The following is a 16,503-nucleotide window of genomic DNA, read 5'->3' as shown; positions in this document are numbered from 1 at the left end:
TTTTTTTTTATTCATTATTTGCCACCAGCACCTTCGACCCCCGCCGCCGCGCCGCGGCGCCGGGGGGCCGGGGGGGGGGGGCCCCGCGCCCCCCCGCCAGGGTGCTGCCGTCGGCGGCCGGCGGAGCCGATGGGGTGGTCGATCGTCCGCTGAGCGTGAACGCGGCGGCATGTCGGGTCGGTGAGCGCGCGCGGCCTGGTGTCCTTGGCGGGCGGATTCGGCGCGGTGCCGGACGGCGCTTTCGGGACAGGAGACCACGGTGATCGTGCGCATCATGGGCGAGGGGCAAGTGCGGCTGGCCGACTCCCACTTCGCCGAGCTGAACGCGCTCGACGACGAGTTGCTCGCGGAGATGGAGAGCGGCGACGAGGAGGGCTTCCGGCGGACCCTGGGGGCGCTCCTGGATGCGGTGCGCCGCCTCGGCACCGCGTTGCCCGACGACGCTCTGGAGCCCTCCGAGCTGATCCTGCCGCCCCCGGACGCCTCCCTTGAGGAGGACGGAGAGTTGCACGGGCACCTGGGCCACTTCCCGGGGTGCCGGGCCGGGGGCCCGGGGGGCCGGCGACCCGGGCCGGTGAGCCTACGCCGTCGGCTCGGCCTCGATCTCGATCACCTGCGCGGGACCCGCCCGGAACGCCGGGCCGGCGGCGTCCGCGGCCACCATGTGCGGGGTGGCGTCGTGCGCGGCCAACGCCCCGCGCGATGCCCAGAGTTCGGTGAGGACGAACCGGTCCGGATCGCCGACGACCCGGTGCAGGTCGTACTGCAGGCACCCCTCTTCGGCCCGCACGAGCGGCGCGAGGCGTTCGTAGGCGTCGAGCTGCTCCTGGCCGCGGCCCGGGAGGGTGGTGATGTGGACGTGGAGGCGTACGGACTGTGGCATGTGAGTGAGCGTAGATCGGTGAGGCCCGCCGGGGAACCGGGATCTCACCTGGCAGACATGCCTGTATCTACTGGTATGTACAATCGTGGGCGGATGGATCGGTCCCGCGGCCGTGGCCCCATGGCGCGCGGTCGGTCGATGGGGAGGAACCCGCTATGCCGCCCGGCCGGGGGCCCCATTGAATGTTCATGTGACATGGCCGCATCGTGCACGGCTGTGGCAGTCCATGTCATCCGTGGAGTGCGGCTGATACGCTGCGAGAATGACCACCCACGACGAGGCGACCGCGGTGCGGGCGGGCGAGCAGGACGGCCTCTGGCTCAGCCCGGCCGAGCTGGACTCCTGGCTGTCGGTGGTGCGGCTGATGACGCGGCTGCCCTGGGCCATCGACGCCCAGCTGCAGCGCGACGCCGATCTGAGCATGGTCGAGTACATGACGCTGGCGATGCTGTCCGAGGCCCCCGAGTGGACCTTGCGCATGAGCGTCCTCGCCGAGAACACCAGCACGTCGCTGTCCCGGCTCTCGCACCTGGTCAAGCGACTGGAGGGCCGCGGCTACGTCCGCCGGGAGGCCGACCCCGCGGACGGGCGCTTCACCAACGCCATCCTGCTGCCCGTCGGCATGGCCAAGCTCGAAACGGCAGCACCCGCCCACGTGGCCTTCGTCCGCCGCCTCGTCGTGGACAACCTCTCCGGCGAGCGCCTGCGCCGGCTCGGGCAGGACGCCGAGCGCATCCTGCAGCGCATCGACTCGCCTGCTCGTTGACGATTCAAGTCGTCTGTAGGGCGCAGGGCGATCAAGTGTCCTGAAAATTCCCGCCTTCCAGCCTCTTGCGCTCGGCGATGACTTGAAGGTTAAAGTGAATGTGTACCGCAAGCCACCGCAGGGATCGGAAGGATCGAGATGTCCCACGACAACGAGAAGATCATCCGCGCCGCCTACCAGGTCGCCGAGGAGCAGGACGTCGCCGGCTGGGTCGCGGCCTTCACGGAGGACGGCACCTTCACCGACATGTCCATCCCGTTCACGTACCGCGGTGCCGAGGAGCTCGGAAAGACGGTCGAGGTGTACGCCAAGGCCTTCCCCGACATGCACCGCGAGCTGGAGCGGTTCTACGTCACCGGCGACATCGTGATCGTGCAGCTGCGCCTGCAGGGCACCCACCTCGGGCCGCTGGAGACGCCCGCCGGGACGGTTCCGCCCACCGGCAAGCGGATGGACGCGCCGTGCTGCGACGTGTTCGAGCTGGCCGACGGCAGGATCAAGCGCTTCGACTGCTACGCGGAGGGCTCCGTCATCGCCCGCCAGCTCGGCCTCGGCTGAGCCCGCTCGGGGGAACAGGAGCCGGTTCGTGCTTGTTGTCGCTTGAGCCTTCAAGTTCACAGGCTCAGAGTTTAACTTGAAGGCTCAAGTGAAGCAGGAGGGTTCATCATGACCACCGCCACGCCGACGCCGGGCCGCTACGCCATCGACGTCCCCCGCTCCGAGATCACCTTCACCACCAAGCACCTGTTCGGACTGGGCACGGTCCGCGGCAGCTTCCGGCTCCGCGGCGGCACCGTCTCGCTGGCCGAGCCGCTCACCGCGAGCCGGGTGGACGCCGTCGCCGACGCGGGCAGCTTCGACACCGGCAACAAGAACCGCGACCGCCAGGTCCTGTCCAAGGCCCTGCTGGACACCGCCACCTACCCGGACATCCGCTTCACCGCCACCGGGGCCGAACTGGACCAAACCGGCGTCTGGGCCCTGCGGGGCGAGCTGACCGCGCACGGCACCGGCGCGCCCGTCACCTTCACCGTGACCAGCGCCGACGTCGACGGCGACGAGATCGCCGTGGAGGCCACCGCGACCGTCGACCGCTACGCCCACGGCGTCACCGGGCTCAAGGGCGTGGCCGGGCGCCGCCTCCGGCTGACCGCGACCGTCCGGGCCCGCCTGACGGACGCGAACCGCACCGACGGAAGCCCCGCCTAGCCTCGCCCCGCCCGGCCCCGCCCGGCCGAGCCGTACGCAAGGAGTGAACGTCATGACCTCGCTCAAGATCGCCGTGATCCTCGGCAGCACCCGCCCCGGCCGCAATGGGAAGGCCGTCGCCGACTGGGTCGTCGACCGGGCCGGCGCCCGGAGCGGCGCCGAGTACGAGCTCGTCGACCTCGCGGACTGGCCGCTGCCGTTCATGGACGAGCCGATGCCGCCGGCCATGGGCCGGTACCAGGGCGAGCACACCAAGGCGTGGGCGGCCAAGGTCGCGGAGTTCGACGGCTACGTCTTCGTCACCCCCGAGTACAACCACTCCCTCCCGGGCGTGCTGAAGAACGCCATCGACTTCGCCTACGCCGAATGGAATAACAAGGCCGCCGCCATCGTCTCGTACGGCACCGTCGGTGGCATCCGGGCCGCCGAGCACCTGCGCACCGTCGCCAGCGCGGTCCAACTCGCCCATGTGAACCAGCAGCTGGCCTTCTCGCTGTTCACCGACTTCGAGGACCTCTCGCTCTTCAAGCCCGGCGCGCACCACGACGCCGCGGCCACCAAGCTGTTCGAAGAGCTGGAGTCCTGGGCGGCGGCCATGCGGACCGTCCGAAACTGACAGCCGAGTCCGCACGTCCGGACAGGGGAGACGTCATGCCCGAACACACCTCAACCGTCGCGGCCGCCGGCTCGTACGCCCTCGGCCCCCGGCGGGTGCACCGCATCGGATACGGCGCGATGCAGCTGGCCGGCGACAACGTCTTCGGCCCGCCCCGCGACCGCGACGAGGCGGTACGCGTGCTGCGTGCCGCGGTCGCCGGCGGCGTCGACCACCACCGCCCAGTGGTGCCCCTTGCCGGCGTCGATGCCGACCCATATCCGATCGTGAGACGCGCTCAATCCCATCGCTCCGTATCCATCGTGACCAGCACCTCGTGGTCCGTAGAACACTCCGCCGACAGGTCCCTGACCAGCGATGACCGCAGTTCTCAATCAGTGGTCGGAGCGTCCCGAAGGACCGCGCGGCCATTCCTTCGCAGCCACGGACGGCAACCGACCATCAGCCACACCCGGTCCTCCCGGACCGCCTCACATTCCTAGGGACGGACCATGACCCGCACCGTCGCCGACCTCATGCGGCGCAACCTCCTCACCGTCTTCAACGAGCCGGACCCCGTCCGCCGCGCCGCGGCCATCGCCGGGACCTACGCCGAGGACGTGGTCTGGCACGAGCCCGACCGCGTCGTCCGCGGGCGTGCGGCCCTCGCGCGGCGCGCGGCCGAGCTGCGGAAGGAGACGCCGGACTGGGTCTTCGAACCGGACGGTCCCGTCTCCGTGAACGACGACCTCGGCCACCTCGGATTCCGCTTCGGTCCGGCCGGCCGGCCGCCCGTCGTGACCGGGATGGACATCGCCCGCTGCAAGGACGGCGTGATCGTCGAGCTCTACACGTTCGTCGACGGCGCCGGTCCGGAGAGCGTCTGACTCATCCGGACTGGCCACCCGTCCCCGCGCCGGGTTCACGGTCGGCGGCCGGGTCGGCGTCGCGCAGGCTGTTGTCCGGCTCAGGGCGTGGAGGGGCGGGTCTCGGTCCAGTCCACCATCAGGCGGCGCTCGGCGAAGAGCCACGTGCCGTCCTGCTTGACGAACTCGTCCAGGTAGCGGATCGACGCGACCATGATGGTGCGTTCGGCGTCCGCCCCGTACGAAACGTGGTGGGCCAGGCAGTAGCTCTCGCCGGAACCGCGTCGGCCGTCGGTATCGAGGGACACGGTGCTCTGGCCGTTGAAGTGGGTGGTCGCCCGGTAGGTGTTGAGGTTGTCGAAGACCGGGGCGAGGGACCCGCGGCCGTGCAGCTCCTGGGTCGGCTCGGCCGCGGTGGCGTCCATGAAGACCAGGAAGCGGCAGTCCTCCGTGAACAGGGCCAGCTGGCCCTTCGCGTCCCGGCGGTCCGCGCAGTGCGCGTAGGCGTCGACCAGTTCGCGGATGGCGAGCCGGTCGGCGGCCTCCCCGGGCGGGACCGTGGCGTGGGGCGACATGGCGACTCCCCTCGTAAACTATTTGACACCTGTATAAGACATCGGTCGCGGGCCACCCGCAACCGGGCGGAGGGGCCAGGAGGCGAGCGGCGTGAGCACCGTGGACGACAGGACCGACCCGCGCGTCGCCCGGACCACGACCGCCCTGCGGCAGGCCGTCGTCGAGCTCGCCGCGCAGCGCCCCGTGTCCCGGATCACCGTCGCGGAACTGGCCGAACGCGCCGGGATCACCCGGGCGACCTTCTACAACCGCTACGCGACCCCGCTCGATCCGCTCATCGAGGCGCTCCACGCCGATCTGGAGACCGGCCACCGCCTGGAGGAGCGACGTCGGGCCGAGGGGCGGCCCGGTCCCGAACTGCTGCGCCTGGCCACGGCGGAGGTCGCCGACCACGTCGAGCGGTTCGCCGCCGTCTACCGGCACGCCCTGGCCGAACCGGCGGACCGCGGCGTCTACGACGCGCTGGTGCGGCACTTCGCCGACTACGCTCTCGCGTTCCTGGCGCGCGCGGGCGACGCCGCTCTCCCGGACGTCAGCCGGCCGGTCGTGGCGCAGTTCCTGGCGCACGGCTTCGCGGGGGCGATCCGGGCGTGGCTCGCCGACGCATCGGTCTCCAAGCAGGACCTGGTCGACGCGGCGGTGGCCTGTGCCCCGGCGTGGTGGGCGGGGGCCGCGGAGCGGTAGGAGGCACGGCCCCGGCCGGTGCTCCGTCGGAGGCGTCGGGCATGATCTGCGGTCGGATCGTGAGAGTGGGAGGCAGGCCGTGAGCGCCACGGGTGTGTGGGTCGTCGGCACGGTGGACGACGAGCAGGTGCGGGAGCTGCTGCTCACCGCCGTCCGGAGCTCGCCGCCACCCCCGCCGTCGGCGCCCGCCGGTGTGACGACCGAGCTGGCGTGGTGGCGGGGGCTGGCGGGGGAGTCCCTGTTCACCCGGCGGACCGCCGGCGCCGGGGGGTGGGCGGCCACGGAGGACGCCCTCCGGCTCTACCGGTTCTTCGACAGCTGCCTGGACGACTCCGACGCCGTGGAGGCCCTGCGCGACGCCGTCATGGAGCAGTTCCCGGCGAACGAGGGCGAGGGCCTGTTCGCGGCCACGGCCCGGAAGGCCAACCCCTTCTGGGCCCTCGCCTACGCACTCGGCGCCGAGGCGACGCTCCGACTCCCCGGATGGTTCGGCGACTTCCTGCTCGACTCCGCCCAGGTGCGGGCCTGCCTGCCCCGCGCCGAGGAAGCCCTGGCCCTGACCGGCCCCCGGTGCCGGGACGTCATCGAGCGGATCCAGGCCTGGCTGGACGGCCTGGGAGACGATCCCGCCCACGACGCCGACGCCCTCCTCGACGGCCCGCTGCGCGTGCTGCGCCATGCCGCCCGGACGGGGCAGGGCGTCGCCGGGCAGACCCGTTGGTACTGAGGGGCCTGCGCCCACAGGTGGACGAGGAACCGGACTCCCGGGCCGCCGCGGCTCAGAACATCGCGCCGTTGGCGCGCACCGTCTGGCCGGACACCCAGCCCGCCTCGTCGCCGACCAGCCAGCCCACCACCGGGGCTATGTCGTCGGGCCGGCCGAGCCGGCCGCGCGGGCTGTGGTCGGCGGCGGCCGCCATCGACTCCGGGGTCTCGGCGGCCCGGTAGAAGGACGTGTCCACCGGACCGGGGGCCACCGCGTTGACCGTGATGCCGCGCGCGCCCAACTCCTTGGCCGCCGCCAGGACCATGCGCTCGACGGCGGCCTTGCTGCCCGAGTAGAGCCCGTACGGTCCGGTCATCACCGAGGTCAGCGTGGTGGAGAGGACCACGTACCGGCCGTTGTCCGCGAGCGTGCGCGCCGCCGCCCGCAGGCTGTAGAACGCGCTGCGGGTGTTCAGGTCGATCACCCGGTCGAACTCCTCGTCGGTGATCTCGGCCAGCGGCTTCTTGAGGACCATGCCGGGCAGGTGCACCACGATGTCGAGCCGCCCGTGCCGCTCCACCACCCCGGCGAACAGCGCGGTGACGTCGGCGGACACGGCGGCGTCGGAGCGCACCGCCTCCGCGGTGACGTCGTGCTTGCGCAGAGCTGCGACGGTCTGCTCGGCGGCCTGCGCGTCGTTGGCGTAGCTGATCACGACGGTCGCACCGCGCGCCGCCAGCACCTCGGCGCAGGCCGCGCCCTGGTTCCGGCTGCCGCCCACCACGATCGCGACCTTGCCCGCGAGATCGCGAACTCTTGTTTCGGACATGACTGTTCTCCTTGATCCACCCGTGGAGTACAACTGATGGATCATCATATTGCGCTCGTGTCAGGGGTGGGCCCGGTCGCCGGCTGACGTACGCGCCGATCGGCCTGCCGGCCGCCGTCCGCACGGGCATCCTGGACATGCTGTGGCGGCTCGGACTCGTCTTCGCCGCCGTCGACCTGATCGTCGACCGGGCCGGGACGCACTGGCTGGTCGACGTCAACCCGGGCGGTCAGTGGGCGTGGATCGACTGCACCCGCTCCGCCGTCACCACCGCGCTGGCGGATCTGTTGCAGAAGGGCACCGCGTGACCTCCACCACCGAGCCGGGCGCCGACACCCTCCATGGCGCCCTCGTCGACGCGCTCGTCGCGGGCGGCTCCCTGAACGACCCCGCGTGGGAGCGCGCGTTCCGGGATGTGCCCCGGCACGTCTTCGTGCCGTACTTCTACCGGCAGGGGCCGGACGGCCGGCAGGAGCGCGTCTGCCGGGACGACCCCGGGTGGCTGCGGGCCGTGTACGAGGACCGGCCGCTCGTCACGCACCTGATCGACGGGAACGCTGCGTCGTCGTCCACGCAGCCGTCCCTCATGGCCACGATGCTGGAGGCCCTCGGCGAGTTCGGCGACGGCCGGGTGAGGGAGATCGGCACCGGGACCGGCTACAACGCCGCCCTGCTCGCCCACCGCTACGGCTCCGGTCGGGTCGTGACCGTCGACGTCGATCCGGACGTGACGGCCGGGGCCCGGCGCCGGCTCGGCATGACGCGCTACCGGCCGACCGTCGTCACCACGGACGGTGCTGCTGCCGCTGATGGCGCGTTCGGCGGGATCATCGCGACCTGTGGGATCGGCCGTATCCCGGCTGCCTGGTTGTCGGGGCTCGCCGACGGCGGTGTGATCGTGGCTCCGCTCGGGGCGGGTGTCGTACGTGCCGAGAAGACGGGTCCCGGGGAGGCCGGTGGGCGGTTCCTCGCCACCGGCGCGTACTTCACGCCGCTCCGCGCGGCGGGGGACAGCGGGATCATCCGTCGCCCGAGGCTGCCTGGTGGTGATGGCCGGGCGAGCGAGGTCGGGGCCGATGCGGTGGTGGACGAGGACTTCCGCTTCCTGGTCGGCATCGCCCTCGGCCGGCTGGGCTGGACCTACGACCTGGCGGATGCCGGTCGGCCGGTCGGCGCCTGCGTCTGGGCGCCCTGCGGGTCGATCGCCGAGCTCCGGGCCGACGGCAGCGTGCGTGAGAGCGGGCCTCGTCGCCTGTGGTCCGAGCTCGAAGCCGCCCACCGCACGTACGAGGACCACGACCGCCCGGAGCGGGGTCGCTACGGCCTCACCATCGCCGGGGACGATCAGCGGGTCTGGCTCGATGGACTCGACGGCCCGGGCTGGGTGCTCGGTGCCCGGAATGGGTAGCCGATCGGACAAGGCCCCCTGAAGCCCTGAAGCCCTGAAGCCCTGAAGCCCTGGAGCGCCCGATGGTCACGAGGCCCGCGAGCTCGGATGCCTGGTTCTATCCGAGTGAGTTCGACTCCGATCTCAGGGGACCGGATCTCCCGGCCGGGACCCGGGCCGAGGTCCTGGCCTGTGCTTGGGAGTACGTCCGTTGTGTGGTTCCCGAGTTCACCAGCTGGGAGCGGTACGTCGCGCTGGTGCGGATCATCGCCATCGGCATCGTCGCGGAGTTCCACGGGGACGGGATCGACGCGGCGGCCGAGGACCGTGTGCTGGGGTACGACCTGGACGGACTCCTGGAGTCGGTGTTCGGCGGCAGTCCCGCGTGCGAGGCGATGGCCCGCGAGTACCGGACCTTCCTGATCGTCACCACGGAGAAATCGCGCGGTGCCCGTGGCTCGGAGCTCTTCCGCCGGTAGGCGCGCGGTCGGTCGACCCGGGCCGGCGCGGGATCGAGACGTCCGACCAGGTCACCAGGATGCGGCCGATGGGCACCGAGAACACAGGGCTGGAAACGGGCGTCCCGCACGGCACGGCCACCGGCCGTTCCCCTGACGGGAGGTGCTCGTCACATCTCGCCGCGCAGCCGGGCCGCCGTACTGGCGACCAGGTCCGGGAAGCGGTGGACCGGGACGGCCGGTGAGGCGCCGATTCCGAGGGCGCCCTCCGGCACGTAGGCGACGTGGCAGCGCAGGCACAGGTAGGCGGCGCTCCAGGCGGTCGCGAAGGACGGGTACACCACGGAATGTGCCTCGAAGGCCTTCTGCGAGCGCCGGCGGGTCCTTGAGCGCTGGATGATCAGCAACACCGCCGCGAGGACGAACGGGCCGCCCAGGACGGTGAACGCGATCGCCGAGTTCTGCCCGGCGCCCTTGTCGCCGGACGTCAACAACGGCAGCATGGCGAGCGCCCAGGCCGCCGCGACGGCCACGACGATCGCCAGTGCGCACCCGCCGCTCGGCCGGACGAGCCGCGGCGGGGGCGGCGGCGCGATGTGGGACGCCAGCAGACTGCTGGTGGAGCCGGAGCTGTGGACGGTCGAGCTGCCGAAGCTCGGGACCACCCCGACCCCTCGCGCGTACGCGACGCCGGAGGAGTAGCCGGTGCTGGTCCCGGAGTACGTGCTGGTCTGCGACTCGTAGACGCTGGGAACGCTCCGCACCTGGTCGAGCGTCCCGCATTGCGGGCAGTTGATCCGGCTCATGTGTCCCCCCGAGGTCGACCTGACGGCATGACGGCAGACGATCATGGCACAGGCTGCCCGAACGGGCACAACCGTGCGCAACCGTGCGCACGACCGGAGGGTGTGAGGAGCCGGGCGCCGGGATCCGACCGCGATCGGCTGTCGGCTCCGCGGGCCGGCGGGCCAGGGGGCCGCGTGCGTCGAGTGGGGTTTCCTTCGTGTAGCGGTCCGGTCTTGTGGTGATTTGGTGTACGTACGGCCCTGGTGCCGTCTTTGGTGTGGGATCGGCGCAACGCTAACTCCGGATCGACGGAACGTCAGGAGCGCGTCGGGGCACAGTCGGCCGCCCGCGCGGGACGGGCCCGCTGCCCGCCGGGGCCCTACAGGGTTCCCCGGGAGGGCAGGTGGGTGTGCGGGGGCCGGTCGGCCGGAGTTGGCAGTAGGTGCCCGAACGAGCAAGGGTGTCTACCGAGTGTTGACATGGTCACGGGGCGCGGGAGGGGATGGGGCAGGGGGAGATCGCGGAGGTGGGCGGGCCCGTTCCGGCGGAAGGGGCCCGTTGACACGGGTGGGGCGCCGGGTGCACCTTTCCGGTCCGGTTCCCCGGGGGAACGGACGTCGGGATGCACGCCGATTCAGTTTCCCTGCCTGATGTCGCTCAACGTTCCGCTGATGTTGAGGAGTTCGTGGCACGTCGGCGCCTGCTTGCCGGAGGCCGGGGTGCCGGGCGCCTCACAGGTCACGTTCACCGTCACGGCCTGGTCCTCGGGGACCTGGATGGGAGTCACCCAGTGGTAGTCCTGGTTGCGGAAGGTCTCCAGCGCGATGGTGATGATCGTCTGCTTGCCGGCCGTGATGGTCAACTGCCCCTGGTCCCCCTGGAAGTTGCTGGCCACGACGTCGGTGATGTCGAACACCTTGCCATGCGGCACCTGGTAACTGCCGGACGACGAAGCGGTGTTCGCGGTCTGCACGTCGATCGTGGCGGAGCTCTGCTGCCCGCTGCCCGGCACCGCCAGGCCCGGACCGGGGCCGCCGCGGCTGCCGCTGGTCGGCTGCCCGGCTCCCGGCTGGCCGGCGCCGGGCTTCCCCTGGTTGGGGGTGCCGCCGGGGGCCGGGGCTCCCGGCTCCGCGCCGGTGGCCGGGCCGGGGGTGGCGCTCTGCTGCGCGACGGCCTGTTCGGCGGCCTGCTTCGCGGAGCTGCGCACCGCCGGGCGGACGAGGGCGAACCAGGCCAGCAACAGCGCGATCAGTGCCGCCAGGAGGGCGAGCAGCCACTTGGGGAAGATCGGGAGCTGGAGGAACTCACCGCTGAGGACGGGGCGCTGAGCCGCCGTCGGAACCTCGGCGGGGGTGTCGGCCGACTCCTTCCCGGGCGGCTTGACCTCCTCCGGGCCCACCGTGACCTCGAACGGCCAGGACGCCTGCTTGCCGAACCAGATCAGCTTGCGGGCGCGTGCCTGCAGCCGCACCTCCCCGGACTCGCCGGGTTCGAGGCGCAGCTTCTCCGGGGTGACCTTGAACCGCAGGTCCTCACCGGCCTGCCCGGGCGTGAACACCACGCTGCCGGCGGCGTTCCCGAGGTTGCGCACCGACGTCCGGTAGCGCCCGCGCAGCCAGCCGCGGCGGCGGCGCGGGGAGATCGCGGCCTGGAGCTCCTGGAACGGTGTCACGGTGACGGTGGTCTCCGGGACCGTCACCAGCTCGGGGCGCTCCGTCGGCAACACCCGGATCCCGAGCGGGAATTCACCGGCGCGCGCGGCGGGCGACCGTGGCGGGGCGAGGCGCACCGTCACCGTCGTGGACGTCCCGGGGTAGAGGGAGACGCGGGCCGGCTCGACCGTCGTCCAGGCGGCGCAGTCGCCGACGACCTCCAGCGAGTACGCCTCGACGATGTCGAGACCGTTGCGCACGGTCAGCGTCGTGGTGGCCACGCCACCGGGCGCCACCGTCAGTGTGGGCAGGCCGAGTTCGGCGGATGTGGTCATAGCGTGACGGTAGGACCGTCGGCCCGTCCGCGGAGAGGGCCGTGCGGGCAAGCCGCGGGCCGCACCCCTTGCCCCGCGCGGACAGGCCGCCCTCGTCACGGGCGAACGACGCACCCCCGTCCGGTGCCGCCGCGCAGCAGCGCGCGAGCCGGGCACCCCCACTCAGGCTTACGGCCGGTCCCGCCCTGCGGCGGACGGCCGTCACACCGCAGGTCCACTGCAGAATGGAGTGTTCGATGACGTCGACGTCGACCGATACGTCCCGCGAGGAGGCCGTCACCACCCGGCGGACCCAGGTGGCGCCACGGTCCGGCAACGCCCGTCCCTCCGACGCGGCGCGCGTCCCCGTCCAGCCGGTGCGCGGCGCGGCGGGCCGACCGTCCGGCGCGGCGGGCCAGGTGCCGGGCAGGCCGGGCCAGGTGCGCGTGGCCGTGTACGCGGAGGACCTCATCCTGCAGACCGGCGTGGTCCAGCAACTGCGCCAGCGGCCGGAAGTGGAGCTGCTGAGCGAGGCGGACGCGGGGAAGGCGGACGTCTCCCTGCTGGTGGTGGACGCCCTGACCGATGTGGTGGCCGAGCGGCTGCGCCGGCTGCGGCTCGCCACCTCGGGCCGAATAGGCCTGGTGGTGGGCCATTTCGAGGCGGGCGGGCTGCAGACGATCGTCGAGTACGGGGTCGCCGCGGTGCTGCGGCGCTCGGAGGCGGACCAGGACCGGCTGGTGCACCTCATCACCGCCCTCGCCAACGGTGAGGGCGTGATGCCCGGGGACCTGCTCGGCGAACTGCTCGACCGGATCGGGGTGCTCCAGCGCACGATGCTCGACGGGCGCGGGCTGACCCTGTCGACGCTGACGGCCCGGGAGGTGGAGATGCTGCGGCTGGTGGCGGAGGGCTTCGACACGAGCGAGATCGCCGCCAAGACCTCCTACTCCGAACGCACCGTCAAGAACGTGCTGCACGAGATCATCACGCGGCTGGGCCTGCGCAACCGGGCGCACGCGGTCGGGTTCGCGATGCGGCGCGGGCTGATCTGAGGGGCGGTGCACCGGGGCCCGCCTTCGAACCCCCGTCGGCGGGCGGGCCCCGGGACCGCCGCGTCCTGCCCTCCGGGGACAGCGGCCGCTACCCCCGGATCGGGTGCCCGGGCCCTGTTCCCGGGCGCGCGGGCCGGTGAGACTGCCGGGGAGACCGCCCCTGCAACCTGTGAGGTCGAGCGTGACCGGCGCCACCGGCACTCCCCGCTCCAACCGGCGGCCGGCCCGGGCCGCCGTCGCCGTCCTGCTCGCGCTGGCGGCGGCCGTGCTGACCCTGGGTTCCGCCCCCGGTGGGTCGGGCGGCCGGGCCGCCCCGGCCGTGACGGCCGACGCGCCCGGTGGTCGGATCGTCTTCGCCGGCACGAACCACCGCGGCCTCGGCCGGGTGACCGGCACGGCGGACAGCACGCCGCTGTTCGGTCCGGGCCCGGTCCACTTCGACCAGGACCCCTCGGCCCGCGGCGGCGAGCTGGTCTTCACGAGCCTGCGCGACGGCCCGCTGCCACAGGTGTACCTGCGCGACGCGGCCGGCGCGGTGCACCGGCTGACCACCGGCATGGACACCGCCCACCCCGCGCTCGCGCCGGACGGCAAGGCCGTCGTCTTCGAGGCGCTGGAGCCCACCGGGACGGGCAGCACGTCCCAGCACGTCCTGTGGGTGGTGAACCGGGACGGCGGCGGCCTGCGGCGGCTGACCGACGGCGCGGCGGACGAGACGCACCCGACGGTCTCGCCGGACGGCACGTGGGTCGCGTACGCGTGCACCGGCGACCCGGCGCACACCCAGATCTACCTGCGGCCGTTCGCCGGCGGGCCCCCGACCAGGATCACCAACGTGACCAGCGGGAACGCCGTCGACCCGACCTGGAACCCGCTCGACGACAACGAGCACCGCAACCAGATCGTCTACACCTGGGACCAGGGCGAGAAGGGCCGGACGCTCATCCTCACCTCGCCCACCGGCGGGGAGAAGGCCTTCTTCCCCGGCACCGGCTCGACCTGGAAGACCGGCTCCGCCTCCTGGCTGGCCGACGGCACCGGCGTCCTCTTCCTCAGCCCCGACGTGGCCACCCCCAAACCCCCGGCGGATCCGCCGCAGTCGCCGGTCGTGAACCTCTACCGCGCGCCGACCTGTGACTGCACCGCGCCCCAACTGCTCTACAGCACCGACCGGTTGATCGCCACGCCGACCTGGCTCGGCACCCAGGCCCAGGGCGGCCCGGTGGTGGAGCAGACCAGCGCGTCCGCCTCCAACGTCGCCGACGTCCAGGACGTCCTCCCCGACGGCGCCGACCCGCGCGACCTCGGCATCAGCGTGCTGAGGGAGGACCCGGCCGCCGACACCAACACCAGCACCGACCCGGCGGCCGACCCGCTCTTCCACCCCCGCCCCGGGTACGACCCCTGGTTCGAGCGGCAGGCCTACACGCCCGACGGCCGCCAGATCGTGGTGACCCGCTACGAGGACTCCCCGGCCGGCCGGATCGAACGGATCTGGCTCGCCGACGCCGACGGCTCGAACCCGCACCCGATGAACCTGGCCGGGCGCCGCCCCGACGACCGCGACACCGACCCGTCGCTCTCGCCGGACGGCAAGCTGATCGTGTTCAGCCGCAGCGCCCCGGGCGGTGGCCAGACGCCCGCGCGGCCGGGCCGGATCCTGATCGCGGACGTGTCCACGGGCGCCGTCGTGGGCACCGTCGAGCCGCTGGCCGGACAACAGGGGGCCTCGGACGGCGAGCCCTTCTGGTCCCCCGACGGCAAGCTGATCGCCTTCTCCAGGACGGCCGTGGTCAACGGCAACGCGGGCAACCTGCACGTCTGGACCGTGCCCGCCGGCGACCTCACCCGCCAGACCGACCTCAGCAAGGCGATCTGCCCGGGCACCTGCAACGTCATCGACGACAGCCCCGTGTTCTCGCCCGACGGCCGCCGCATCGCCTTCAACCGCAAGGCGGGCGACGGCGGGAACAACCGGCAGGACGGCGTGCTGATCACCTCGCCCACCGGCGCCGACTGCACGGTCGTCCTGCCCGCCGGGCTCCGCGACGACAAGGGCGCCTGCACCCGCACGCTGCCCGACACCTCGGCCACCGGGCCGTACCAGCCCCGCGACGTCGCCTGGACGGCGAACGGCGCGCAGCTGGTGCTCACCTCGCGCCGGGCCCTGCCGCCCGACTCGCCCGAGGGGCTCGGCGTCTACGACTTCGCCGCCGGCACGCTCACCCCGCTCGACCGCCGGCAGCCGGGACGCCAGAAGGAGCCGTCCGTCCAGCAGTCCGTCGACCTCGCGCTGAAGGCGCCCGCCCGGACCCCCGACGTCCCCGTCGGCACCGCCACGGACGTGCCCGTCACCATCACCAACAAGGGCCCCGCGCCCTCGCCCGGCACCGCCCTCACGGTCTCGGTGCCGACCGGCGCCCGGCTCGGCGGGCTGAAGACCCCGGTCGGGACGTGCGACGCCGGCGCGCTGCGCTGCGACCTCGGCACCCTGGCGCCGGGCGCGGAGGTCCGGGTGACGGCCACGCTGATCGGCACCCGCAGCGGGCCGCAGCCGTTCGGCTGGAGCGTCACCGGGACGGTCGTCGACCCGAATCCGGAGGACGACTTCGCCGAGACGGTCCTGCCAGTGCAGGACGCACCGAGCCCGTCGCCGACGCCTTCGCCGACGCCGACGCCTTCGCCCACGCCGACGCCTTCGCCCACGGCAACGCCGAGCCCGACGCCCACGTCGCCGGCTCCCGCGCCACCGCCCGGCTCGACCGACCCGCACGGGCAGCCGGGCCCCCAGCCCGCAGCCGGCCCCGGCGTGGCCATCGCGGCCCAGCCCGACCCCGGCTACGTCGGCGGCCACGTCACCGTCACCTACACCGTGCGCAACGCTGGCCAGGCCCTCGCCACCGGGCTGCGCCTGTCCCTCGGGTTGCCCCCGGGGGTGCCCGCCGAGGCGCTGCCCCCGGGCTGCCGGGCCGGGACGTGTGCGCTCGCCGACCTGCGGCCCGGCCGCAGCCAGGTGGTCCGCGTGGTGCTGTCCCCGGTAGCGGCGCTCGACACCACCATCACCGCCGAACTCACCACCACCGGCACCGACGCCGAACCGGGACCGCACCGGGCGAGCACCCCGCTGCGCATCCTGCAGCCCCGCATCGTCGCGGTGCCGCCGATCGGCAAGCCCGGCTTCGTCACGTCCGTCCGCGGCGTGGACTTCCCGCCCGGCGCGCCGGTGCGGTTCACCTGGCAGCCCGGCATCACCGCCTCGGCGGCGCCCACCTACCCGCGGGCGGACGGGACGTTCGCCGGGCAGCTGCTGATCCTCGCCAAGGACGAGACGGGTCCGCGGACCATCACCGCCGACGGTCCCGGGTTCTCGCCGGTGACCTGCCCGTTCCTCGTCGTGGAGGGCAGTATCGGCCCGCCGGGGGAGGTGGAGCGGCGGTGATCGGCGTGGTCGGCGTGGTCGGCGTGGTCGGCGGCGAGGCCGGGAGGGGCCGCGAGGACGTGACGGGTGACCGGAACGGTCGGTCGGGGGAGGCGGTGCGGCGGTGATCCACGAGGTCGACGAGGCGTTGCGCCTGCTGCTCGCCGAGGCCGGTCTGCCGGAGCGCGGCGTCGAGGTGGTGTTCGACGCGCCCACGCGGGACATGGCGGCCCGGCGGGTCGCGCCGACGGTCGACGTGTTCCTCTACGGGATGCGCGAGGACACGGCCCGCCGGCAGGCCGGCGCCGTCGCCGAGTAC

At 73.1% G+C, this 16,503-nt stretch carries 19 protein-coding genes and 1 pseudogene; 14 read left to right on the top strand and 6 right to left on the bottom strand.

From position 1 onward, the window contains the following. Window positions 1-259: 259 nt before the first annotated feature. Window positions 260-535 (top strand): annotated as a pseudogene (locus tag ACFV4F_RS38670) (hypothetical protein); the annotation flags it as partial. Between the two features lie 45 nt (window positions 536-580). On the opposite strand, the gene ACFV4F_RS38665 reads toward ACFV4F_RS38670, so the two are convergent. Then, window positions 581-883, bottom strand: coding sequence for a putative quinol monooxygenase (locus ACFV4F_RS38665; RefSeq protein ID WP_380509879.1), 303 nt, complete (start codon window positions 881-883; stop codon window positions 581-583). Window positions 884-1,145: 262 nt separating this feature from the next. Here ACFV4F_RS38665 and ACFV4F_RS38660 point away from each other — a divergent pair, with 262 nt between their 5' ends. From ACFV4F_RS38660 to ACFV4F_RS38645, 4 genes are all read left to right on the top strand, one after another. After that, a complete protein-coding gene (locus ACFV4F_RS38660) occupies window positions 1,146-1,649 on the top strand; it encodes a MarR family winged helix-turn-helix transcriptional regulator (protein ID WP_380438611.1) in 504 nt (167 codons plus the stop codon). Window positions 1,650-1,787: 138 nt separating this feature from the next. Then, window positions 1,788-2,207 (top strand): nuclear transport factor 2 family protein, encoded by a 420-nt coding sequence (locus tag ACFV4F_RS38655; protein WP_380509877.1) that lies wholly within the window; start codon window positions 1,788-1,790, stop codon window positions 2,205-2,207. A 108-nt stretch (window positions 2,208-2,315) separates the two neighbouring features. After that, window positions 2,316-2,858, top strand: coding sequence for a YceI family protein (locus ACFV4F_RS38650; RefSeq protein WP_380438615.1), 543 nt, complete (start codon window positions 2,316-2,318; stop codon window positions 2,856-2,858). Between the two features lie 52 nt (window positions 2,859-2,910). Next, entirely contained in the window at window positions 2,911-3,474 is a 564-nt protein-coding gene (locus ACFV4F_RS38645; protein WP_380509874.1) for an NADPH-dependent FMN reductase, read from the top strand. Between the two features lie 50 nt (window positions 3,475-3,524). Here ACFV4F_RS38645 and ACFV4F_RS38640 read toward each other — a convergent pair whose 3' ends face one another. Further along, complete coding sequence (locus tag ACFV4F_RS38640) at window positions 3,525-3,761, bottom strand: hypothetical protein (RefSeq protein ID WP_380509882.1); 237 nt, start codon at window positions 3,759-3,761, stop codon at window positions 3,525-3,527. Window positions 3,762-3,965: 204 nt separating this feature from the next. On the opposite strand from ACFV4F_RS38640, the gene ACFV4F_RS38635 reads away from it, so the two are divergent. After that, window positions 3,966-4,340, top strand: coding sequence for a nuclear transport factor 2 family protein (locus ACFV4F_RS38635; protein ID WP_380509871.1), 375 nt, complete (start codon window positions 3,966-3,968; stop codon window positions 4,338-4,340). Between the two features lie 80 nt (window positions 4,341-4,420). Here the strand turns inward: ACFV4F_RS38635 and ACFV4F_RS38630 are convergent, their stop codons facing one another. After that, window positions 4,421-4,894, bottom strand: a complete 474-nt coding sequence (locus ACFV4F_RS38630; protein WP_380509868.1) for a nuclear transport factor 2 family protein — start codon at window positions 4,892-4,894, stop codon at window positions 4,421-4,423. A 91-nt stretch (window positions 4,895-4,985) separates the two neighbouring features. Between ACFV4F_RS38630 and ACFV4F_RS38625 the strand changes: the two genes are divergently transcribed. Next, the gene (locus ACFV4F_RS38625; protein ID WP_380509865.1) at window positions 4,986-5,579 is read left to right on the top strand and encodes a TetR/AcrR family transcriptional regulator; all 594 of its coding nucleotides are present in this window, start codon (window positions 4,986-4,988) and stop codon (window positions 5,577-5,579) included. 79 nt (window positions 5,580-5,658) lie between these two features. Further along, a complete protein-coding gene (locus ACFV4F_RS38620; protein WP_380509862.1) occupies window positions 5,659-6,306 on the top strand; it encodes a hypothetical protein in 648 nt (215 codons plus the stop codon). A gap of 52 nt (window positions 6,307-6,358) precedes the next feature. On the opposite strand, the gene ACFV4F_RS38615 is transcribed toward ACFV4F_RS38620, so the two are convergent. Continuing rightward, window positions 6,359-7,114 (bottom strand): SDR family oxidoreductase, encoded by a 756-nt coding sequence (locus tag ACFV4F_RS38615; RefSeq protein ID WP_380509859.1) that lies wholly within the window; start codon window positions 7,112-7,114, stop codon window positions 6,359-6,361. Between the two features lie 137 nt (window positions 7,115-7,251). Here ACFV4F_RS38615 and ACFV4F_RS38610 point away from each other — a divergent pair, with 137 nt between their 5' ends. From ACFV4F_RS38610 to ACFV4F_RS38600, 3 genes are all read left to right on the top strand, one after another. Then, window positions 7,252-7,422: a hypothetical protein gene (locus tag ACFV4F_RS38610; protein ID WP_380438628.1), complete on the top strand. Its 171-nt coding sequence runs from the start codon at window positions 7,252-7,254 to the stop codon at window positions 7,420-7,422. Then, complete coding sequence (locus ACFV4F_RS38605; protein ID WP_380509856.1) at window positions 7,419-8,522, top strand: methyltransferase domain-containing protein; 1,104 nt, start codon at window positions 7,419-7,421, stop codon at window positions 8,520-8,522. The genes ACFV4F_RS38610 and ACFV4F_RS38605 overlap by 4 nt, the downstream gene beginning before the upstream one ends. 194 nt (window positions 8,523-8,716) lie before the next feature. Then, the gene (locus tag ACFV4F_RS38600; protein WP_380509852.1) at window positions 8,717-8,980 is read left to right on the top strand and encodes a hypothetical protein; all 264 of its coding nucleotides are present in this window, start codon (window positions 8,717-8,719) and stop codon (window positions 8,978-8,980) included. A gap of 149 nt (window positions 8,981-9,129) precedes the next feature. On the opposite strand, the gene ACFV4F_RS38595 is transcribed toward ACFV4F_RS38600, so the two are convergent. Both ACFV4F_RS38595 and ACFV4F_RS38590 read right to left on the bottom strand, forming a co-directional pair. Next, window positions 9,130-9,765: a hypothetical protein gene (locus ACFV4F_RS38595; protein WP_380438632.1), complete on the bottom strand. Its 636-nt coding sequence runs from the start codon at window positions 9,763-9,765 to the stop codon at window positions 9,130-9,132. Between the two features lie 614 nt (window positions 9,766-10,379). Beyond that, window positions 10,380-11,732 carry a hydrolytic protein gene (locus ACFV4F_RS38590; RefSeq protein ID WP_380509850.1) on the bottom strand — a complete coding sequence of 451 codons (1,353 nt, stop codon included), beginning with the start codon at window positions 11,730-11,732 and terminating at the stop codon, window positions 10,380-10,382. A 236-nt stretch (window positions 11,733-11,968) separates the two neighbouring features. Here ACFV4F_RS38590 and ACFV4F_RS38585 point away from each other — a divergent pair, with 236 nt between their 5' ends. The 3 genes from ACFV4F_RS38585 to ACFV4F_RS38575 all read left to right on the top strand — a co-directional run. Continuing rightward, window positions 11,969-12,766, top strand: coding sequence for a response regulator transcription factor (locus tag ACFV4F_RS38585; protein WP_380509847.1), 798 nt, complete (start codon window positions 11,969-11,971; stop codon window positions 12,764-12,766). Window positions 12,767-12,947: 181 nt separating this feature from the next. Continuing rightward, window positions 12,948-16,205, top strand: a complete 3,258-nt coding sequence (locus ACFV4F_RS38580) for a hypothetical protein (RefSeq protein ID WP_380509844.1) — start codon at window positions 12,948-12,950, stop codon at window positions 16,203-16,205. 103 nt (window positions 16,206-16,308) lie between these two features. Beyond that, window positions 16,309-16,503, top strand: a 195-nt coding sequence (locus ACFV4F_RS38575; protein WP_380509843.1) for a Pvc16 family protein, incomplete at its 3' end; no start/stop codon positions are given.

This window comes from Kitasatospora sp. NPDC059722, assembly GCF_042733235.1.
Lineage (GTDB): Bacteria > Actinomycetota > Actinomycetes > Streptomycetales > Streptomycetaceae > Kitasatospora.
This window is presented reverse-complemented; position numbering and strand designations above follow the sequence as displayed.